The sequence below is a fragment of the Rhodococcus huquni genome, from assembly GCF_055231055.1.
In genome coordinates this window covers 83,631-104,750 of record NZ_JBUYWE010000012.1, presented here as the reverse complement: position 1 = coordinate 104,750, position 21,120 = coordinate 83,631, and the positions used below count along the sequence as shown (strand labels likewise).

Sequence of the window (21,120 nt, the reverse complement as noted above, 5' to 3'; positions counted from 1 at the left end):
CTGTGAGCGGTTGACGAGTCCCTGGACTCGCCAACCACTCACAGGGGTCAGGGGATGTAGATCTCGCGTGCCACCCGCGGACCGGGGATGTGTGCGAGCCAACGGACGGGCCCGCGAGCCGGGTCCCATTCGGCGAGTAGTCCGGTCACCTTCGCCGTCATCTCCTTGCGGAGTCGATCGAACGAGTCGTCCGGGTGGTCGCCGACGTACCCGAGCAACAGCCACCAGGCCCAGGCGACGGCGCCCGCGTTGGCGACGAAGTCCGGAATCACGGCGATGCCCCTGGCGGTCAGATCGAGTTCCGCATCGGCGGTCGTTGCGGCGTTTGCCGCCTCGACAACGACCTTCGCGTCGATGACCGCGCAGTTGTCGCCGGTGATGGCGTAGGACACGGCGGCAGGGACCAGGATGTCGACTCCTACCGTCAGGACGACGTCCCGCGGTAGCTGTTCGACGGACGCGGGCACCCGGCTGCGGTCGATCTCTCCGTACTCGTCGCGGGTCTCCAACAGGGTCGGGATGTCGAGCCCCAGTGGGTCGAAGAGCGTGCCGGCCGCATCCGCTACGGCGACGATCTTCATGCCCGCATCGTGCAGATACCAGGCTGCCGCGCCGCCCATGGTTCCGATGCCTTGCACGGCGACCGTGGTCTGATCGACCGGCCAACCCCACTGGGCTGCGGTCGCGAGGCAGGCCTGCGCCACACCGTATCCGCCGATGACATCGCCGAGGAGGCCACCGCGAGCCTCTGCGTTGAGCCCCGCCATCACTCTGTCGGCGGTGGCATTCGGGTCCAGGGCGCGCTCGATAGCGGCGTGATACGACTGGCGCATACCGAGGTGTCCGAAGACGTCGTCGATGAGTTGCTGGGTGACACCCAGGTCTTCGGCGGTCACCCAGTGACGATCGAGAAACGGGCGCATGGCGTCGAAGAATCGGGTGAGCACCTCGACCGCGCGGGGATCCTTGGGATCGAAGTCGACCCCGCCCTTGGCGCCTCCGACCGGGAGGTCGAATGTCGCTGTCTTGGCCGACATGCCGCGAGCCAGGTCTTCGACCTCGCTCATCGTGCATCCCTTGCGCATGCGGGTACCGCCGGTGGCGAGACCGGCAACGAGAGTGTCGACGACCAGGTATCCGAGGGCGCCGGTGACCTCGTCCGTCCATTGGATGCGCATGACGGGCTCGTGGCGCGGCGGGGCCGCGGGTGGGTGGAGCACTGCAGGAGTGGACGTGCGGACCTCGGTGCTCAACCTGTCCAGGGGGTGGTCTGCAATGGTCATTTTCGTCGCCTCCTGAGGTGGTTTCGCGTATGCGGCGATAGACCCTTGTTCATGTCCGTGACTGTTCATGTCCGTGACAAGGGCTCACTGGTAACTCGGGGCCGGTCGCTCGTCATCGGAAGCGGCCGCTGACCACAGCATGCGTCCGAGTCGGACGTGCCGTCCAGTTACGTTTGCTGGACCTGTTCGTTCACGAACTCTGGACTGTCGTACACAGACCGTTACCAGCGCTTATCCTGCAGATATGGAGTTGTCGCTGCACCGTCTGAAGTTGCTGCGCGAGCTCGAACGCCGCGGCACGGTCACCGCTGCTGCGCAGGCGCTGAACTACACCGTTTCCGCAGTGTCGCAACAACTCGCCCTGCTCGAACGTGACGCGGGCACAACACTCTTCGAGAAGCGCGGTCGGCGCGTGGTGTTGACGGAGGCCGGCATCGTGTTGGCGGAGCACGCGGAGGAGATCCTCGGTGCGGTGGATCGTGCGGGTGTCGCGCTCGAAGCGGTGCGCGGTGGGATGTCCGCGACTCTCACCGCAGGGGTGTGGGCATCCGTGGCTGCGGGTTTGCTGCCTCGGGCGTTGAACATTCTGGCGGAGCAGCAACCGGGCATCGAAGTGCTGACGAAGGAGCTGGCACCCGAGGACACAGCCGGCGCGGTGCGCGACGGCGATCTCGACTTCTCGTTCGTGATCGACTATTCCAACTATCCGATGCCCTGGGATCCTCAGTTGACGAGGCAGGTCATCGCGGTCGAGCAGATGCATGCCGCGCTGCCGCCGCATTCCTACGAGGGCAGTTCCGTATCCCTCGCCGACCTGACCGAGTTCCGATGGATCCTGTCCGGCCCCCGTTCACACTTCGGACGTGCGGTGCGTATGGCGTGCCGCACAGCAGGCTTCGACCCCAAGATTCGCCACGAGGTGGGGGAACAGGCCACCGCGTTGGCAATGGTCGCAGCGGGCCTCGGGGTCACCTTGGTGTCGGATCTCGGCCTGAACATGCTCCCTGCGGGAATCGACATCGTTCCCCTGGACGATCAGTTCTTTCGGACGGTATCGGTCGCCCACCGCACGCGGGGCGAAGTGCGAGCATCGTTGCAGTTGGTGGTGGGCGCTGTGACCGAGGCCGCCCGTGAGCTCGGCCTGGAGGACGGTTCCGCTGCGTCGGCGTGAAGAACGACCTGCCTGTTCTCGGCGCCGAGTCACACGCGAGGGCCCAAGAAGAGGCCGCCGCCGGCGTCGATCACCTGGTCGGCCACCTTCGGTCCGGATGTGATCGGCAGACGCCCCTAGACTCGAGGGAAAGCTCGTGGTGTCAACTCTGTAAGGGGCACAGTGAACAAGCTCGTCGACAGCACTTCGCCGTATCTCAGGCAACATGCCGACAATCCGGTGCACTGGCAGCAGTGGGGAGAGGAGGCGACCCGCGAGGCGCGCGAACGCGACGTGCCGATTCTGCTGTCTGTCGGGTACTCGGCCTGCCACTGGTGCCACGTCATGGCGCACGAGTCGTTCGAGGACGAGGCCACTGCGGCACTGATGAACGAGAACTTCGTGTGCGTCAAGGTGGATCGTGAGGAACGCCCCGACATCGACGCCGTGTACATGAACGCGACCGTTGCGATGACCGGCCAGGGTGGTTGGCCCATGACGTGTTTCCTCACTCCGGACGGTGCGCCCTTCTACTGCGGCACGTATTACCCGAAGGAACCTCGCGGGGGAATGCATTCGTTCACACAGCTTCTCGACGCGATCGTGGGGACGTGGCGAGATCGACGCGGAGACGTGAATCAGGCGGCATCGTCGGTAGTCGCGGAACTCGAACGCAGTGCGGGTGGTGTGCCGGGAGGTGGTCCGAAGCTGGACGCAGGCCTGCTCGATGCGGCGGCCGCCACGTTGATCGCCGACGAGGACACCGCACACGGCGGATTCGGGGGAGCGCCGAAGTTTCCGCCTGCGGCCTTGATGGAAGCGCTGCTTCGCAACCACGAGCGGACCGGGTCGGCGGAATCTCTGGCCGTGGTCGAACGGGCGGCATCGGCGATGGCACGCGGCGGTATCTACGACCAGCTGGGCGGCGGGTTCGCGAGATACTCGGTCGACGCGGAGTGGGTGATACCGCACTTCGAGAAGATGCTCTACGACAATGCTCTGCTGCTGCGCTCCTACGCGCACCTGGCCCGCCGCACCGGCTCGGAGTTCGCATTGCGAGTCACGGAGGAGACCGCGGCCTTCCTGTTGCGGGATCTGCGAACGGAAAACGGTTGCTTCGCTTCCGCTCTGGACGCGGACACCGATGGCGTCGAGGGTTCGACATACGTCTGGACCCCAGCGCAACTGGGAGAGGTTCTCGGTAGCGAGGACGGTGAGTGGGCCGAGGCGCTCTTCGGGGTCACGGCCGCGGGCACATTCGAGGAGGGCACCTCGGTGCTGCAGCTCCCCGACGATCCCTCCGACCGCGACCGGTGGCGCAGGGTGAGCGCTGCGCTGTTCGAGAGTCGTGGTTCGCGGGCGCAGCCCGGCCGCGACGACAAGGTGGTCACCGCATGGAACGGACTCGCGGTGACGGCCCTGGCCGAAGCGGGTGCGGGGCTCGGGCGCCCCGAATGGGTGGATGCGGCGGCGACGTGCGCGCGAACGTTGCTCGAGGTCCACAGAGTCGACGGCCGCTTGCGGCGCGCCTCGCTCGGCGGTGAGGTGGGTGCACCCGTCGGCGTGCTCGAGGATTACGCATGTCTGGCAACGGGACTCGCCGCGTTGCATCAGGCCACGGGGGACGGGCACTGGCTGCAGGAATCACGACAGTTGCTCGATCACGCCCTGGCCCGGTTCGAGGACCCGAGCGAACCCGGCAGTTGGTTCGATACCGCTGACGATGCGGAGACGCTCGTCGCGCGCCCTCGGGATCCCGTCGACGGGGCGACGCCGTCGGGTGCGTCCAGCGTGGCGGAGGCACTGCTGACGGTGAGCGTGCTGGCGGACGCGGACACAGCGGAACGCTTCGGACGTGCGGCGGAGAATGCGCTCGCGCGTATCTCGGTTCTGTTCGATCGTGCGCCGCGTGCCGCCGGCCACTGGCTGGCGGTTGCGGAAGCCGCAGTGCGGGGACCGATGCAGGTCGCGATCGTGACCGATGGTTCCGAGGACCTGGCTACGCTCGCCCGGCGCGAGGCGCCGGGCGGGGCCGTGGTGGTTGTCGGAGAACCGGATTCGTCTCCACTTCTCGCCGACCGACCGCTCGTGGACGGCGCCCCGGCCGCGTACGTCTGTCGGGGGTTCGTGTGTGACCGCCCGGTGACGACCGAGGACGAACTGAGGGGATTGCTCGGGAACTGACAGAACTCAGCGGAACACCACGAGGCATACCGCGACGAAATGGCAGACCGCGGCGATCACGGTTGCGGCATGGAAGAACTCGTGGTGGCCGAAGGTGCGCGGCCACGGGTTGGGCCATTTGGCGGCATAGAGAACCCCGCCGATGCTGTAGAGAATGCCGCCCACGAGCAACAGGATCATCGGGGCGAAGCCCACCTGGCGGGTGAGTTCCGGGGCGACGGGGACGATCGCCCAACCAAGAATCAGGTACAGCGGTACTCCGACCCAGCGCGGCGCCATCGGCCAGGCCATCTTCAACGCGACCCCGCAGAGCGCACCGACCCACACGACGGTCAACAGCACTCGACCCGTCGCGGTCGGCAGGGCAAGCAGGCCGAACGGGGTGTAACTGCCGGCGATGAACAGGAAGATCATCGAGTGGTCGGCGCGCTTCATGCGTGTTCGGCTCACCGCGGTGTGCCAATGAATGCGGTGGTAGGCGGCACTGACGCCGAACATCGCGCACACGGTCGAGGCGTAGATCGCCGTGGCGATGGCGGCCTTCGCCGACACCTGGGCGGCGGCGATCGTGAGGGTGACACCGGCGATCGACCCGACGGCGACGGCCCACAGATGTATCCATCCGCGCAGGCGCGGTTTGACAGGTATCAACGCGTCGGCGAGGGAGTCGTCGGTGCCTGAGGTCGTCATGGAAACCTACGCTAGCGTAGGTTGCGCCGGTGTCCAGCGCGGCGAAGCGGTCAGCGCCGAGACCGAACTCCGTCGGCGTAGTCTTTCGTCTCATGGTGATGTCGCGGTGAGTGCACGGAGTCTGCTGTACAGCGTTTACGAGAGACGGCTCCTTCGTCGACTCGACGGACTACAGCACCCTCGGCACATCGCCGTCATGTGCGACGGAAATCGCAGGTGGGCTCGCGAGAACGGTTTCACCGACGTCAGTCACGGTCATCGCATGGGCGCGTTGAAGATCGCCGAACTCCTCGGGTGGTGCGATGCTGCCGGCGTCCAGATGGCCACCATCTATCTGCTGTCCACCGAGAACCTCCGACGTGATCCGGAAGAGCTGGACACCCTTCTCGAGATCATCACCGACGTCGTCGAAGAGATCTCCGGTTCCGACAAGAACTGGAGCGTCAAAATCGTCGGAGCCCTCGATCTGCTTCCCGCGGAGCAGGCGCGCCGACTACGAGAAGCCGCCGCGAGCACCGAGGGGCGCACCGGCACCCACGTGAACGTCGCGGTCGGCTACGGCGGCCGTCAAGAGATCGCCGACGCCGTGCAGTCGCTGCTCAGCCAGAAGCTGCTCGCCGGACTGACCGGTGACGAGTTGGTTCGGTCCATCACCGTGGAGGGTATAGACGGTCACCTGTACACATCGGGTCAGCCCGATCCCGACCTGGTGATCAGAACATCGGGTGAGCAGCGGCTCTCCGGATTCCTGCTGTGGCAGAGCGCGTACTCCGAGATCTGGTTCACCGAGGCGTACTGGCCCGAGTTCAGACGTGTCGACTTCCTTCGTGCCTTGCGTGACTACGCCGCGCGGCATCGTCGTTTCGGGGTCTGAGAAGTTCGGGGTCTGAAGGGGCCCGTTTCGTCAGAGCTTGCGGAGACGCAGCCTGTTGATCGAATGATCGGCGTCCTTGCGCAGTACCAGGGTTGCCCTCGGTCGCGTGGGGAGGATGTTCTCCACCAGATTCGGTCGGTTGATGCTGTTCCAGATGTCTTTGGCCGCTATCGCAGAATCCTTGTCGGATAGGTCGGCGTAATGGTGGAAGTGCGCGTCGGGGTCGGAGAACGACGTCGCGCGCAGAGCGAGGAACCGCTCCACGTACCACTTCTCGATGTCCTCGATGCGGGCGTCGACGTAGATGGAGAAGTCGAACAGGTCCGACACCATCAGGCGAGGACCGGTCTGCAGGACGTTGAGTCCCTCGATGATGAGAATGTCGGGCTGACGCACCAAGTGGTACTGGCCGGGTACGACGTCGTACGAAACGTGGGAGTAGACCGGGGCCGCCACCTCTTCGGCGCCGGACTTCACTTCGGTCACGAAGCGGAGGAGTTTGCGCCGGTCGTAGCTCTCGGGGAAGCCTTTTCGGTGCATGATCCCGCGCCGGTTCAGCTCCTTGCTGGAGTAGAGGAAGCCGTCCGTCGTCACGAGGTCCACTCGCGGGTGGTGTTCCCATCGCGCGAGGAGGGCCTGCAACACGCGGGCGGCGGTCGACTTGCCCACCGCGACACTGCCCGCGACGCCGATCACGAATGGAACCTGGCGGTCGGGATGCGTGTCGCCGAGGAAGGTCGCCGTTGCCGCGAACAACCGCTGCCGGGCGGCGACCTGCAAATGAATAAGACGCGACAGTGGCAGGTAGACCTCGGCAACTTCTTCGAGATCGATCTGCTCGCCCAAGCCGCGTAGACCGTAGAGCTCTTCCTCGGTCAGGACCAGCGGGGTCGATTTGCGCAGCGTGCGCCACTGCTTGCGGTCGAACTCCACATACGGGCTGGACTCACTCGAACGCGCCATCAGACCTGCTCACGCTTGTCGGCCGGCCGAAATAGGCGTGGCATGCGTGTCCTCGCGAGTTGCGGTTGCATAAACGGATTGTGCTTTGTCGCGTACGTGGCGGTGTCGTCGGGGCTGTATCCGCGGCCCGGTTGCGTGTCCCCCGATAAGGTCGGAGCCTATGGAACCGGATCGTCTCGTTCGTGAATATCTGCTGCTCGGTTTGGCATTCGATCGGATCGAGGAGGGGTTCGTCGACGCCTTCACCGGAGATCCGGAGTTGCGCAGGCAGGTGGAGAACGCGCCGCGCCCGGACCCTCGGGATCTGGCGAAGCGGGCCGCGGAACTGCGGCGCGAACTGACCGCCACCGATCTTCCCGAGGAGCGCGCTGCGTTCGTCGACGTGCATCTGCGGGCGCTCGAATGCTCCGGTCGCAAGTTCGCGGGCGAAGACGTCGGCTTCGTCGACGAGGTGGAGGCCTACTTCGACGTGCGCATCGAGCCCGGGGACGAGGACGACTACCGCGAGGCGCATCGCGCCATGTCCGAGGTTCTCCCCGGCTCGCGGCCGCTGGCCGAACGAATCCAGGCTCACCGCGCTGCGGACGAGATCCCACCCGAGCGGCTCCACGAGTGCGTGGAAGCCTTCTCCAGTGCTCTGCGCGACCTCGTTCGCGACGTGTACCCGCTGCCCGAGTCGGAAGTGGTCGACTACGAGATCGTGGGGGACAAGCCGTGGTCGGGATTCAACTACTACCTGGGCGACTATCGGTCGACTGTGGCCATCAACTCCGACCTGAAACAACACATGGCGAATCTGCCCCGGTTGATCGCCCACGAGGCGTATCCCGGTCATCACACGGAGCACTGCCGAAAAGAAGCCGGGCTGGTCGGCGCGGGCCAGCTCGAGCAGACCATCTTCCTGGTCAACACGCCCCAATGCCTCATGGCGGAGGGCCTGGCCGACCTCGCACTCGAGTCGCTCGTCGGCCCCGGGTGGGGTCGGTGGGCGCAGGAGATCTACGCGGATCTGGGCTTGCGCTTCGACGGTGAACAGGCCGAGAACCTCTCGGCGGCGTCGGGTCGGCTCCTCGGCGTGCGGCAGGACTCGGCGCTCATGCTGCACGATCAGGGTCGCAGTCACGACGACGTCGCAGCTTTCCTACAGCGGTGGACCCTCGCCACGCCGGACCGGGCTCGGCAGATGCTGCGATTCCAGTCGTCCTCGCTGTGGCGGGCGTACACCAGCACCTACGTCGAGGGCTATCGGCTGCTGGGCGGCTGGCTTGCCGAAGTGCCTGTCGGGCTCGCCCGTTCGGAACGTTTCGGCCGACTTCTGGACGAGCCGCTCGTGCCGACCACTCTGCGAACAGGAGTGTGACCGGCGCCTGCCGAACGGGTGGGTACACGAGGAGACCCTCGGGTTCGTAGACTGGGTGCATCCATTTTCGCACCCAGCTTGGAGAAACGTCGATGACAGCTGCGCCCGGTTCCGATGTGAACAACACCCCGCTCGCCGAACTCGACCCCGAGGTGGCCGCGGCGATGGCAGGCGAACTGGCCCGTCAGCGTGACACCCTCGAGATGATCGCCTCCGAGAACTTCGTTCCGCGTGCGGTGCTGCAGGCCCAGGGCAGCGTGCTCACCAACAAGTATGCCGAGGGCTACCCCGGTCGTCGCTACTACGGCGGCTGCGAGCATGTGGACGTCATCGAGGACCTTGCGCGCGAGCGTGCGAAGGAACTGTTCGGTGCCGAGTTCGCGAACGTTCAGCCGCACTCGGGTGCGCAGGCGAACGCAGCTGTGCTGATGGCACTCATGAACCCGGGAGAGAAGCTCCTCGGCCTCGATCTGGCGCACGGTGGCCACCTCACCCACGGCATGAAGCTGAACTTCTCCGGCAAGCTCTACGACGTCGCGTCCTACGGGGTGAGCAAGGAAGACCACCGCGTCGACATGGACGAGGTTCGTCGTATCGCGGTGGCAGAGAAGCCCAAGGTCATCGTTGCCGGTTGGTCCGCGTACCCGCGCCAGGAGGACTTCGCCGAGTTCCGCTCCATCGCCGACGAGGTGGGCGCATACCTGTGGGTCGACATGGCGCACTTCGCCGGGCTGGTGGCAGCAGGTCTGCATCCGTCGCCCGTGCCGTACGCGGACGTCGTGTCCACCACCGTTCACAAGACGCTGGGTGGCCCCCGCTCCGGTTTGATCCTCGCCAAGAAGGAGTGGGCGAAGAAGATCAACTCCGCGGTGTTCCCCGGGCAGCAGGGCGGCCCGCTCATGCACGTGATCGCGGCCAAGGCCGTATCGCTGAAGATCGCAGGCACCGAGGAGTTCAAGGAGCGTCAGGCACGCACCCTGTCCGGTGCCAAGATCCTCGCCGAGCGACTTACCGACCCCGACGTGGCGGAAAAGGGCGTCAGCGTGCTCACCGGCGGAACCGACGTACACCTGGTGCTGGTCGACCTGCGTAACTCGCAGCTCGACGGCCAGCAGGGGGAGGACCTTCTGCACGAGGTCGGCATTACCGTCAACCGCAACGCGGTGCCGTTCGACCCGCGTCCCCCGATGGTCACGTCCGGTCTGCGGATCGGCACGGCCGCCCTCGCCTCGCGTGGATTCGGCGATGCCGAGTTCACCGAGGTTGCGGACGTCATCGCCGCCGCACTTGCCGGCACCGCCGATGCCGCGTCGCTGCGGGCTCGTGTGTCGAAGCTGGCCCTCGACTTCCCGCTGTACGACGGGCTCGAGGACTGGCGCCTGGTCTAGGGGCGCTCCGCGCCCCGTGAGTGGTGTGCGAGTCTCTGGACTCGCAGACCACTCACGAGGCGCACCGCCCTTTACCGGATGTTCACCGACACGCCCATCACAGGGGCGGCTCGAAGGGGTGAACCGCAGTACCGTCGGCAGTAACGAGCAGCGGGGAAGTTGCTTGTACGGGAGGTCCTGATCGTGACTGACGAACTCAGTGCGAGGGGGCCGGCACCCGGCCCTCGTGTCATCTGACACCAGGGACGGACCGGTCCAGCGAACCGAGTCGACGCGGGTGCCGCGGCGACCTAGGAGCCTCACGTGACTGCTACACGCTCCGTCCCTTCACGTACCGGACGCTCGACATCCACTTCATCGAAGCCCGCGACGGTGCGGACGTATGTTCTCGACACGTCCGTCCTGTTGTCCGACCCCTGGGCCGTCACCCGCTTCGCCGAACATCGTGTGGTGTTGCCGCTGGTCGTCATCAGCGAACTCGAAGGCAAACGGCACCATCACGAGCTCGGATGGTTCGCCCGCGAGGCCCTTCGGATGCTCGACGATCTACGAATCCAGTACGGGCGCCTCGATCAAGCCGTCCCCATCGGCACCGAGGACGGGACACTGCAGGTCGAGCTGAATCACACCGATCCTTCGGTGTTGCCGGTCGGGTTCCGCAGCGACAGCAACGACTCTCGGATTCTCGCCTGTGCCTTGAACTTCGCGGCCGAGGGCGCCGATGTCGTCCTCGTCAGCAAGGACATCCCGCTGCGTGTGAAGGCCGGCGCTGTCGGTCTGCCCGCAGACGAGTATCACGCGCACGACGTGGTGCCGTCGGGGTGGACGGGAATGTCCGAACTGGATGTGGCGCCGAACGACATCGACGACCTGTTTCGCGACGGATCCGTGGACATCGACAATGCGCGAGAATTGCCGTGCAACACCGGTGTTCGGCTTCTCGGCGGAACATCGAGTGCGCTCGGCAGGGTCACGGCCGACAAGCGAGTGCAGCTGGTACGCGGCGAGCGTGAGGCATTCGGTCTGCACGGGCGTTCTGCCGAGCAGCGAATCGCTCTCGATCTGCTGCTCGACGACAGTGTCGGAATCGTGTCCCTCGGCGGCAAGGCCGGTACGGGTAAATCCGCGCTGGCATTGACGGCAGGCCTCGAGGCGGTGCTGGAGCGGCGAACTCAGCGCAAGGTGGTCGTTTTCCGTCCGCTGTATGCAGTCGGTGGGCAGGAGCTCGGATACCTGCCGGGCAGCGAGAGCGAGAAGATGGGGCCATGGGCCCAGGCCGTATTCGACACGCTCGACGGGCTGGCGAGCTCGGAAGTGATGGACGAGGTGATCAGCCGCGGCATGCTGGAGGTCCTGCCTCTCACGCACATTCGCGGGCGTTCGCTGCACGACTCGTTCGTCATCGTCGACGAGGCGCAGTCGCTGGAACGAAATGTATTGCTGACCGTCCTCTCTCGGCTCGGAAACGGATCCCGGGTGGTACTCACGCACGACGTGGCGCAGCGCGACAATCTGCGAGTCGGACGACACGACGGTGTTGCGGCAGTAATCGAAAAGCTGAAGGGCCACCCGCTTTTCGCGCACATCACATTGACTCGGAGTGAACGTTCACCCATTGCCGCATTGGTGACGGAAATGCTGGAGGAGTTCGGCCCGACCGAGTGATTCACCTGCTCCACCCCTGACCAATGTCACACCCGTTCGGCTCAGCCGAACGGGTGTGACATTCGTTCGTGCAGGTGAGGATTGGGTGTCGGCGATTGATATTGAACTGTGACAGACCCAGTTCGGGGATATTTTCGCGAAGTATTTGTGCCATCCGATTGCATCAACTTTGACAATTGACGCAAACATGGGGTTAGGCTCATACGGCAATTGCCAGAAGCTGTCTGTCTGAAGGAGTAGGGGCTTACGATGAACCGAATCACACGCCGAACCACCGGTCTGGCCGCAGCAGTTGCGCTCGGAGGGCTGGTCCTCGTGGGCTGTGGCGATGATGATTCCTCGGCGAAGGACGCAGTCAACAGCGTCACCAGCCAGGCCGAGAGCGCAGCCAACGGAACGGGCGAGGAAGGCGCGTCCGGCGAGGCCGGCGCCTCCGGTGAAGCCGGTGCCGAAGGTGGAGCAGCGGGCGAAGCCGGCGCAGAGGGCGAGGCCGGCGCCGCAGGCGAAACCAAGATCCCGACTGCCGGTGGCGAAGAAGTGACCGTCAGTGGCGACCTCGCAGCGAAGTACAACGAGCTGGGTGGACCCACGGGCTACCTCGGCGCACCGACCGCTGGTGAGGAAGAGGGTCCCGAGGGCGGCAAGTCGATCCCGTTCGAGGGCGGCACGATCTTCTGGAGCGAGGGCACTCAGGCCCACGTCGTTCAGGGACGCATCCTCGAGACCTACACCGAGGGCGGCGGCGCAGGTGGCGAACTCGGCTACCCGACGAGCGACGAGCACCCGATCGAGGGTGGACTCGGCAGCGACTTCGCGAACGGTTCGATCACGTTCATCGACGACCAGACCGAGGTCGTCAGCAAGTAGAGTTCCTCGAAACCGGGTGTGCCGCTACGTGCGGCGCACCCGGTTTCTTGTTTCAGGGGCGTGCGCTTCGGGCCAGCCCGACCAGCATCGCCCACGCGATGTTCTTCGCGCTGAAGTAGTCCCGCCATACGGCTATCCGGCCGTCCTCGATCTCGAACGTCCCGCACACCCAGAACGCCATCCGAAATCGACGCCACGTCAGAACGTCGGTGCGCTCGGTGAATACGGCGTGATCGTCGCCGGCGATGTGGTGCAGTCGGGCCTCGAACCCGATGTCGTAGCGCTCCATGCCGTGCAGGATTCGATTAACTCGCGGTATGCCCACAATTTTCGGTATGGATACGTTGTGCCACACGATTGCGGGGTGGAGGTGGGTCACAGCCGTATCTATGTCGCCGGATTGCAGCGACGACAGAAAGTCGCGAACCACGGCGATGGACGTGGATTCCGTCGGTCGATTCTGTTCGGCGCCATTCACGGACGTCCTCCTCGTTCGAACCGGCCGAGTCCGTCTTCGTCGAAATACTCGAGGGTGACAGAGTTTCCCGCGAATGTGGCTTTCGATACGGTCCCGGGCGGGGCATTCTCGTCCGAAATCGTAAAGGTGAATGTGTCACCGTCCCAATGATCGAGGGGGCGGCGCTCGGCATCGGGCCCGATGATCAGATAGAGCCGCCCTGCGTCGTTCTCCACCCGCGCCGGTCCCCAGTAGGGGTTCTCGTATGCCCCGGCGTACGTGTCCGCGGGCTGGGCAGGGGCGGGCGCAGTCGGTGGCTGCTGACCGGCCAGCTCGCCCTCCGGGTCGCTCATCGACGCGAATGCGTTCTTGTAGATGTTCGCCCAGTCCTCGCGGACCTCGCCGAACTGGACGAGATCTGCGAACTCGGCGGTGAGGGTCTCGGGGACTCCGGTCGGCGACCCGTTGGTCAGAGCGACGATCGCGACGTCGGCCGACGGAATCGCCACGAAGTTGGTGGCCGCTCCCAACTGGAAGGCTCCCGAGTGACTGATGGTGGTGCGTCCTGCCGGGCTCGCCGAGACGTTGAAACCGTAGCCATAGGTTCCGGCACGTGAATCGGGAGTGGCTGCCGGACTCGAGACGATCTGCGGCGTGATGGCAGGAACGAGCGCTTCTGCGTCCACGATTGCGCGACCGTCGACAGTCCCGCCGCCGAGCAGCATCTCGAGCCAGGCGGTCATGTCGTTTGCAGACGAACTCACGCCGCCGGCAGGCGATTGTGCGTCGGGCTGGCGGACCGCGTCGTGCACGTACTTGCCGTCGACGATCTGATGTTCGACGGCGCGATTCAGCCGAGCCTCGTAGTCGGTGAAACGGGAGCTGGTGTCGTTCATTCCGAGTGGCGCGTACAGGACGTCGTTCGACAGCGTCGCCCAATCTTTCCCGGCCGCCGCAGCGACCGACTCGGCGGCCGCGGTGACACCGAAGTTGGTGTATTCGTAGGTACTTCGGAAAGGGGCCAGGGGGAGGAGTCGGAGCCGCTCGAGGACCTGCCGTCTGTCGTATCCCAGGTCCTCGAGTCGGTCGCCCGCATGATCAGGCAGCCCCGAGCGATGCGTGTACATATCGGCGATGGTGAGGTGATCGGTCACCCACGGGTCGTTCAACGCGAACCACGGCAGGTGCTGGTCGACCGGGGTGTCCCAGGAGACGGTGCCTGCGCCGACCTCGTGCGCCACGACGGTGGCACCCACCGACTTCGACAACGAGGCCAGCGGGAAGACCGTGTCGGCGTCCACCTTCTGATCCGACCCTTCCTCCCGGACGCCGAAACCTTTCGCATAGACGGTCTGGCCGTCGTGCACCACGGCCACGGACATGCCCGGCACGCCGGAATCGGTCATGAGTGTGTAGATCAGCCCGTCGAGTTGCGACACGGCATCGTCGATCTGCCCGGGCGGGATGTCCACACCGGCGACTGTTCCGGGGTCGGCCGGCGGCTCCGCTTCGTTGTCGTCCGGGGCTTGGCTGGTGTCTTCCGACGCGTCCGGAGTGGAGTCGTCTGAAGTGCATCCCGCGGCCACGAGCGTTCCGGTGAGGGCGAGCGCGCAGAAAATATGAGGGATCGTGCGGTTCGTACGCATCATGGGACCTGAGCTTTCGGTCGGCGCACGGTTGCGCCCGGCTCTTTCAGACTATCGACCCGGTGCGATTGACCTGGGCGTTTTCGGGCGCACAACAATTTTGTGCGACCTGGGTCTCCTCCAGGACACTTCGGACCGCTACGGTGTGCGAATGCCGACCGACATCAACGACTCACAGTTGCTCAGCGAGCTTGCACCCGTGGTGCAGGAGAACCTGGACCGGCACATCGCTGCCGCCGACGGGTGGCAGCCGCACGACTTCGTGCCGTGGGACAGTGGCCGCAACTTCGCGTTCATGGGCGGCGAGGACTGGTCCGCAGATCAGTCGAAGCTCAGCGACGTCGAGGCCATCGCGCTCACAGTCAGCGTCCTGATCGCCGACAACATGCCGAGCCATCACCGCGAGCTCGCCCACGCATTCGGCTTGGTCGGCCCCTGGTGGACCTGGGTCGGTCGCTGGACGGCGGAGGAGAACCGCCAGTCGATCGTGTTGCGCGATTACCTGGTCCTGACGCGTGCAGTCGACCCCGTCGCGCTCGAACGCGACCGGATGAAGCACATGGTCACCGGATTCGACGTGCCGCCGATGCACCTCGCCGAGATGCTCGCTCACTCTGCGTTCGACGAGGCCGCAGCGGCAGTCCGCCACCGCAACACTGTCCGGCTCGGTTCGGATCCGTTGGTCGCCACGATCACCGACCGCATCGCGAAGGACGACGAACTGCAGGCCACCTTCTACAGCAATCTCGTCGCCGCCGCGTTCGGCATCGCTCCCGATCAGACCATGATCGCCGTGGCGTCCGCCGTCGACAGGTTCGAGGTTCCGCGCGTCGACTTCATCGACGGCTCGGACAGCACGACTCGCCTCGCCGAAGCCGGGATCTACGATCCGGCTCGTCAGAACGAGGACGTGTTCGCGCCGCTCCTGCGTGAGTGGAAGGTGTCGGAGCGGACCGGACTCGGCGACGAGGCCGAGAAGGCGCGCCAGAAGCTCGCCGCACTGCTCTGATCCAGTATTGATCTGATCGGAGCCGCAGGCCGGACATCCGGCCCGCGGCTCCGATCGGTCTACTTACGAACCTTGGCCATCGCGAGAACATCGAGCCGCTTGTCGAGTTCTTCCTCGGTGAGTCCGTCTCCCACCAGGCCGCGGTCGACGACTGTCTGACGGATGGTCTTCTTCTCCTTCAATGCCTCCTTGGCGACTGCCGCGGCCTCTTCGTAGCCGATCGCCGAGTTGAGTGGCGTCACGATGGACGGCGACGACTCCGCAAGGGTCTTCAGGTGTTCCTCGTCGGCGACCAACCCGGCGATGCAGCGATCGGCGAACAGGCGGGACACGTTCGCCAGCAACGTGAACGATTCGAGCACGTTTCTCGCCATCATCGGGATGTACACATTGAGCTCGAAGGCGCCGCCTCCGCCGCCCCACGCGACTGCGGCGTCGTTGCCGACAACCTGCGCTGCGACCTGCGTAACCGCTTCCGGTAGAACGGGATTCACCTTGCCGGGCATGATGGACGAGCCGGGCTGCAGATCGGGGAGTTGGATTTCGCCGAGCCCCGTCAGTGGGCCGGAGCCCATCCATCGGACGTCGTTGGCGATCTTCGTCAGCGATATCGCGATGGTGCGGAGAGCGCCGGACGCCTCCACGAGGCCGTCGCGGGCTGCTTGAGCCTCGAAGCTGTCGGTCGCGGGCACCAACGAATCGACGCCGGTCGATTCGACCAGCGCGGCAACCACCTTCGGGCCGAATCCGTCCGGTGCGTTCAGTCCGGTGCCCACTGCGGTACCGCCGATGGGTAGCTCGCCGAGGCGCGGCAGCACGGCCCGGACCCGCTCGATCCCCGCTTCGACCTGGCGGGCGTACCCGCCGAACTCCTGCCCCAAGGTGACGGGAACGGCGTCCATCAGGTGCGTGCGACCCGATTTGACCACCGTGCGCCACTCCTGCGCCTTGTCCGACAGAGCGAGCCGCAGATGGTCGAGTGCCGGGATCAACGTCGTGACCGCAGCTTCGGTGGCGGCGACGTGAGTAGCGGTGGGGAAGGTGTCGTTCGACGACTGCGACATGTTGACGTGGTCGTTCGGATGCACGTCCACGCCTTTGCTCTTCGCGATGGACGCGATGACCTCGTTGGCGTTCATGTTGGAACTGGTGCCCGAGCCGGTCTGGAAGACGTCGATGGGGAACTGGTCGTCGTGTGCGCCCTCGGCGATCTCGTTCGCTGCGGCGATGATCGCATCCGCTCGCTCGTCGTCGAGCAACCCGAGGTCACGGTTGACCTTGGCACACGCGGCCTTCAGCAGGCCCATCGCCCGAATCTGGGTGCGTTCCAACGGGCGTCCACTGATCGGGAAGTTCTCCACGGCGCGTTGCGTCTGCGCGCGCCACAATGCGTCGACGGGCACCCGAACGTCGCCCATCGTGTCGTGTTCGATCCGGTACTGCTGTTCGTTGTTGTCACCCATGGATTCGAGGATGCCACCAACGGCGGCTGCGTGGGGACCTACGAGAAAGCGCCCGCCGCCGACGGTCGATCATCGGTGGCAGGCGCTTTCTGCGGTGTATCGGAGGGGGTCTGTCAGAAGGTCGGCGGTGCCGAACTGTCGTCACCGTCGAAATCGACGGTGGAGTACTCGCGCAGCTTCTCGAGGCGGTGGTACGCGTCGATCATGCGAACGGTGCCGGACTTCGACCGCATCACGATGGACTGCGTCGCGGCGCCGCCGCCGTAGTAGCGCACGCCGCGCAGAAGGTCACCGTCGGTGACACCGGTGGCGGCGAAGAAGACGTTCTCGCCGGAGACGAGGTCCTCCGTGGTCAGGACCCGATCGAGATCGTGGCCGGCATCGATCGCCTTCTGGCGTTCGGCGTCGTCGGTCGGTGCGAGACGACCCTGCAGCGAGCCGCCCATGCAACGCATCGCAGCAGCGGCGATGATGCCTTCGGGGGTGCCGCCGATACCGATCAGCATGTCGGTGCCCGATTCCGGTCGTGCAGCGGCGATCGCACCCGCGACGTCGCCGTCGGAGATCAGACGGATACGTGCGCCGGTCTCACGAACCTGCTGAATCAGCTCGGCGTGACGCGGGCGATCGAGGATGCACACCGTCACGTCTGAGACGGAGGCCTTGCGAACCTTGGCGACTCGCTTGATGTTCTCGGACACCGGTGCGGTGATGTCGACCACGTCGGCGGCCTCGGGGCCCACCGCGATCTTCTCCATGTAGAAGACGGCGGAAGGATCGAACATCGCGCCCCGCTCGGCCACGGCCAGAACCGAGATCGCGTTCGGCATGCCCTTGGACATCAGGGTGGTGCCGTCGACGGGGTCGACTGCGAAGTCGCAGTCGGGTCCGTCGCCGTTGCCGACCTCTTCGCCGTTGAACAGCATGGGGGCTTCGTCCTTCTCGCCCTCACCGATCACGACGACGCCGCGCATCGAGACGCTGTGCACGAGCTTGCGCATGGCGTCGACGGCCGCGCCGTCGCCGCCTTCCTTGTCGCCGCGGCCTACCCAGCGACCGGCGGCCATCGCGCCCGCCTCGGTCACCCGGGCCAGCTCGAGAGCGAGGTTACGGTCGGGAATCTCGCGGCGACTCGACGTGCTGGCCGTCATGGGCGGTGCCTCCTGCTGAAGTCACGGTCGGCCGAAGGTGATCGGCCGTTTCGGATGGAATTCTTCGAAGATTGTCCCAGAAACGGGCGCGCCACTTGCTGCTGGGTCACATTTCACAGGACCGAGAATCGTCGGACCGGTGCCCACCCTGGATACTGGTACGCGTGGCATCTGAAAAACCCCGCATTCTGCACAACAACCGCGACATGGTGTGGTCACTCGTGCCGCTCGTGCTGTTCTGTGTGATCATCGCGGGAATCGCGAGTCAGTGCTCGTTCAGCCCTGGTGGGCCGACGAGCGGACCGATCCCGAGCTTCGATGTCGATGCGGCGCTGAAGTACGACGCAAGCGAACTCGGCTTTCCGATCCGGCATCCCGAGATCCCGGAAGGCTGGACGCCCAACTCCGGTAGCCGCGCCATCATCAGTGGTGGCGATTCGAGCACGGTGGGTTTCATCACCGAGCCCGGCAGGTATGTACAGCTGACCCAGACCGACGCCGAAGAAACAGCGCTGGTGACCTTCATCGCGGGGGAGCCGCGCACCGCAACCGGTAGCGAGGACGTCGGCGGCCACACCTGGGTCCTTTACAGCGGGGAAGGTGTCGAACCGATCTGGGTGTCCGACTTCACGCAGACCCGCATCGCGGTGACGGGTAGCGGATCGGACGAGGAGTTCCGGGAGCTCGCCGCCGCAGTCGGGGTAGCGGAGCCGCTGGAGGGCTAGCGTCACGTGAGCGGTCGGCGAGTCCGGAGACTCGTCGACCACGCACAGGTGTCAGTCGCCTTCGTCGGCGTGTGCGATTGCCTTCTCGACGCGAGTCCGGGCACCTTCGAGGTGTTCTTCGCACCGTTTCGCGAGGGCCTCCCCGCGTTCCCAGAGGGACAGTGACGCGTCGAGGTCGAGTCCGCCCTGCTCGAGGATCTTCACGACGTCCACCAGTTCGTCACGAGCCGCCTCGTAACCGAGCTCGGACACGGGGGTGGGGGTGTCGTTCTCTTCGCTCATCGGTCTATTTGTCCTTTCCCATCACCGCGGCGCGTACGGCGCCGTCGGCTACTCGCACACGGATCTGTGTTCCAGGCGGGGCATCGTCCACCGAGCGCAGCACTTCGGGGTCCCCGTCGGGAACCATGCGCTGCACGACGGAATAGCCGCGCGCCAGGGTTGCGGCGGGTCCGAGTGTGGTGAGACGGGCCCGCAGATGTTCGATGGTGGTGGTCTCGGCGGCGATCGCCCGCGAGACGTCGCGCCTTCCGGCACTGCGGAGTTGATCGACGTGGTCGGCGCGTTCGTCGAGGGCGCGCCACGGCGACGCCAGGACCGGCCGACTCCGTAGCTGGTCGACGAAGTGCGCTTCACGTCGCACCCAGCTACGCAGGGCGGCAGCACTGCGCGTCTTCAGTTCCGAGACGAGTGCCTGCTCGGCTACCGCATCCGGAACGACGTGCTTCGCGGCGTCGGTCGGGGTGGCCGCGCGCAGGTCGGCGACGTGATCGGACAGCGGGCTGTCCGGCTCGTGACCGATGGCGCTCACGATCGGCGTCCGGGCGGCGACGATCGCGCGGCACAGCGCCTCGTCGGAGAAGGGGAGAAGGTCTTCGACGCTGCCACCGCCGCGCGCGAGGACGATGACGTCGACGTGCGGGTCGGCATCGAGTTCCTTCAGCGCCTCGAGGATCTGAGGAACCGCAGTCGCTCCCTGGACAGGGGTGTTACGTATTTCGAAGCGAACGGCCGGCCAGCGACGCTGGGCCACGCTGAGCACGTCCCGCTCCGCAGCGCTCGCACGGCCGGTGATGAGGCCGACGGTGCCCGGAAGGAACGGCAACGGACGCTTCAGTCGTGGATCGAACAGCCCTTCGGCCGCGAGCAGGGCCCGCAGGCGTTCGATGCGGGCGAGGAGTTCACCGACCCCGACGGCCCGAATCTCGGTGGCACGCAAGGAAAGCGTGCCGCGGCCCGTGTAGAACGAGAGCTTTCCATTGACGACGACCCGGCTACCTTCGGTCAGCGGCACCGGCGAGTTCTGCAACATCTGGGGCGAACACGTCACGGACAGCGACATGTCCGCGGAAGGATCGCGGAGAACCAGAAACGCGGTCCGCGTGCCGGGACGGGCGTTGATCTGGGTCAACTGCCCCTCGACCCAAACACTGCCGAGACGGTCGATCCATTGGGCGACCTTCATCGACACCGTGCGGACCGGCCACGGTTGTTCGGCCGTGCTGGCCGCGGAGGTTGCCGATCGGGGCTGAGCGGAGGTCACTTGGCCTTGGCGCTGGTGATCCGGTTGGTGAGCATCGTCTGGAACGGTGCGCGGTTCTGTGTGGCGTTCTCGTATTCCAACAAGGTGGACAGATCGTCCACGGACAGATTCCGCAAGCGCGCCCGAAGCTGAGCCAGCGTCAGCGTTCCGTAATCGAGGTAGGTTGCGATCTCCGGCTCGGCCACCGCGGCGGGCTTTGGAGCGGCAGCGACCTTGGGCTTCGTGCCGTTGGTGGCGGCGCCGTCGGTGGCTGGTGCAGGCGCGTCATCGGGACCCAGTGAATACAGAGCGAATCGACCCTGACCGCCGGCGCGATCCTCGGGCTCGGGTGCCGAGACGGGCGCGGTCTCGTCTTCGTCGAACGATGCCCACTCCGGCTGTTCCTCGTCGTGCGTCCAATTGACGAGCGCAAAGGCCTGATCACCCTTGATGGCAAGCGTCGTCATCGACTGCTGCACGCGCATCGTGGTCTGCAGGAACTGACTGACCGCGGTCATGGGCAGAGTCACGGCGGTTGTCGGAAGCCTGCGGGCTTCCTCGACGGCTGTGACGGCGATTCCGGCAGCGACACGCGCAGCAAACGGTGGACGAATCATGCCCACAGCCTGCCTGAATCACTCCGATATTGGTAGCCGACGTGCCCATGGCGCCGTCAACTCCTGTGATCCGAGCGGCGTGAGTGTCCCTCCTACGGCGCGACCC

The 21,120-nt window shown here is 65.6% G+C and carries 19 protein-coding genes; 9 read left to right on the top strand and 10 right to left on the bottom strand.

The features are described from left to right. Positions 1–47: 47 nt before the first annotated feature. On the bottom strand, positions 48–1,283 hold the full coding sequence (locus tag ACZI8R_RS18965; RefSeq protein ID WP_463381205.1) for a Glu/Leu/Phe/Val dehydrogenase dimerization domain-containing protein: 1,236 nt from the start codon (positions 1,281–1,283) through the stop codon (positions 48–50). 244 nt (positions 1,284–1,527) lie between these two features. Between ACZI8R_RS18965 and ACZI8R_RS18960 the strand changes: the two genes are divergently transcribed. Beyond that, entirely contained in the window at positions 1,528–2,454 is a 927-nt protein-coding gene (locus ACZI8R_RS18960; protein ID WP_463381204.1) for a LysR family transcriptional regulator, read from the top strand. Positions 2,455–2,616: 162 nt separating this feature from the next. Beyond that, the gene (locus ACZI8R_RS18955) at positions 2,617–4,617 is read left to right on the top strand and encodes a thioredoxin domain-containing protein (RefSeq protein WP_463381203.1); all 2,001 of its coding nucleotides are present in this window, start codon (positions 2,617–2,619) and stop codon (positions 4,615–4,617) included. Positions 4,618–4,623: 6 nt separating this feature from the next. Here ACZI8R_RS18955 and trhA read toward each other — a convergent pair whose 3' ends face one another. Beyond that, entirely contained in the window at positions 4,624–5,307 is a 684-nt protein-coding gene (gene trhA / locus ACZI8R_RS18950; RefSeq protein ID WP_463381202.1) for a PAQR family membrane homeostasis protein TrhA, read from the bottom strand. Between the two features lie 106 nt (positions 5,308–5,413). On the opposite strand from trhA, the gene ACZI8R_RS18945 reads away from it, so the two are divergent. Then, positions 5,414–6,181 carry an isoprenyl transferase gene (locus ACZI8R_RS18945; RefSeq protein ID WP_463381201.1) on the top strand — a complete coding sequence of 256 codons (768 nt, stop codon included), beginning with the start codon at positions 5,414–5,416 and terminating at the stop codon, positions 6,179–6,181. A gap of 30 nt (positions 6,182–6,211) precedes the next feature. Here the strand turns inward: ACZI8R_RS18945 and coaA are convergent, their stop codons facing one another. Next, complete coding sequence (coaA, locus tag ACZI8R_RS18940) at positions 6,212–7,144, bottom strand: type I pantothenate kinase (protein WP_463381200.1); 933 nt, start codon at positions 7,142–7,144, stop codon at positions 6,212–6,214. A gap of 160 nt (positions 7,145–7,304) precedes the next feature. Here coaA and ACZI8R_RS18935 point away from each other — a divergent pair, with 160 nt between their 5' ends. The 4 genes from ACZI8R_RS18935 (at position 7,305) to ACZI8R_RS18920 (ending at position 12,424) form a co-directional block, all read left to right on the top strand. Continuing rightward, positions 7,305–8,504, top strand: coding sequence for a DUF885 domain-containing protein (locus ACZI8R_RS18935; RefSeq protein ID WP_463381199.1), 1,200 nt, complete (start codon positions 7,305–7,307; stop codon positions 8,502–8,504). A 92-nt stretch (positions 8,505–8,596) separates the two neighbouring features. Further along, on the top strand, positions 8,597–9,892 hold the full coding sequence (gene glyA / locus ACZI8R_RS18930) for a serine hydroxymethyltransferase (protein ID WP_463381198.1): 1,296 nt from the start codon (positions 8,597–8,599) through the stop codon (positions 9,890–9,892). A 303-nt stretch (positions 9,893–10,195) separates the two neighbouring features. Then, on the top strand, positions 10,196–11,557 hold the full coding sequence (locus tag ACZI8R_RS18925; RefSeq protein ID WP_463381197.1) for an RNA 5'-3' helicase PhoH2: 1,362 nt from the start codon (positions 10,196–10,198) through the stop codon (positions 11,555–11,557). A gap of 249 nt (positions 11,558–11,806) precedes the next feature. Then, positions 11,807–12,424 (top strand): LGFP repeat-containing protein, encoded by a 618-nt coding sequence (locus tag ACZI8R_RS18920; protein ID WP_463381196.1) that lies wholly within the window; start codon positions 11,807–11,809, stop codon positions 12,422–12,424. Positions 12,425–12,476: 52 nt separating this feature from the next. On the opposite strand, the gene ACZI8R_RS18915 is transcribed toward ACZI8R_RS18920, so the two are convergent. Further along, the gene (locus tag ACZI8R_RS18915; RefSeq protein ID WP_463381195.1) at positions 12,477–12,902 is read right to left on the bottom strand and encodes a limonene-1,2-epoxide hydrolase family protein; all 426 of its coding nucleotides are present in this window, start codon (positions 12,900–12,902) and stop codon (positions 12,477–12,479) included. After that, entirely contained in the window at positions 12,899–14,527 is a 1,629-nt protein-coding gene (locus ACZI8R_RS18910) for a serine hydrolase (RefSeq protein WP_463381228.1), read from the bottom strand. The genes ACZI8R_RS18915 and ACZI8R_RS18910 overlap by 4 nt, the downstream gene beginning before the upstream one ends. 151 nt (positions 14,528–14,678) lie before the next feature. On the opposite strand from ACZI8R_RS18910, the gene ACZI8R_RS18905 reads away from it, so the two are divergent. Continuing rightward, positions 14,679–15,536: an acyl-ACP desaturase gene (locus ACZI8R_RS18905; RefSeq protein WP_463381194.1), complete on the top strand. Its 858-nt coding sequence runs from the start codon at positions 14,679–14,681 to the stop codon at positions 15,534–15,536. A 59-nt stretch (positions 15,537–15,595) separates the two neighbouring features. Here ACZI8R_RS18905 and ACZI8R_RS18900 read toward each other — a convergent pair whose 3' ends face one another. After that, positions 15,596–16,999, bottom strand: coding sequence for a class II fumarate hydratase (locus ACZI8R_RS18900; protein WP_463381193.1), 1,404 nt, complete (start codon positions 16,997–16,999; stop codon positions 15,596–15,598). 113 nt (positions 17,000–17,112) lie between these two features. Beyond that, positions 17,113–18,150, bottom strand: a complete 1,038-nt coding sequence (gene glpX / locus ACZI8R_RS18895; protein WP_463381192.1) for a class II fructose-bisphosphatase — start codon at positions 18,148–18,150, stop codon at positions 17,113–17,115. Between the two features lie 164 nt (positions 18,151–18,314). Between glpX and ACZI8R_RS18890 the strand changes: the two genes are divergently transcribed. Beyond that, on the top strand, positions 18,315–18,875 hold the full coding sequence (locus ACZI8R_RS18890) for a DUF4245 domain-containing protein (RefSeq protein WP_463381191.1): 561 nt from the start codon (positions 18,315–18,317) through the stop codon (positions 18,873–18,875). A 51-nt stretch (positions 18,876–18,926) separates the two neighbouring features. On the opposite strand, the gene ACZI8R_RS18885 is transcribed toward ACZI8R_RS18890, so the two are convergent. The 3 genes from ACZI8R_RS18885 to ACZI8R_RS18875 are packed head-to-tail and all read right to left on the bottom strand — an operon-like array spanning position 18,927 to position 21,014. After that, positions 18,927–19,157 carry an exodeoxyribonuclease VII small subunit gene (locus tag ACZI8R_RS18885; RefSeq protein WP_463381190.1) on the bottom strand — a complete coding sequence of 77 codons (231 nt, stop codon included), beginning with the start codon at positions 19,155–19,157 and terminating at the stop codon, positions 18,927–18,929. A 4-nt stretch (positions 19,158–19,161) separates the two neighbouring features. Next, positions 19,162–20,418, bottom strand: coding sequence for an exodeoxyribonuclease VII large subunit (xseA, locus tag ACZI8R_RS18880; protein ID WP_463381189.1), 1,257 nt, complete (start codon positions 20,416–20,418; stop codon positions 19,162–19,164). After that, positions 20,415–21,014 (bottom strand): lipid droplet-associated protein, encoded by a 600-nt coding sequence (locus tag ACZI8R_RS18875; protein ID WP_463381188.1) that lies wholly within the window; start codon positions 21,012–21,014, stop codon positions 20,415–20,417. Before ACZI8R_RS18875 ends, xseA begins: the two co-directional genes overlap by 4 nt. Between the last annotated feature and the right edge of the window lie 106 nt (positions 21,015–21,120).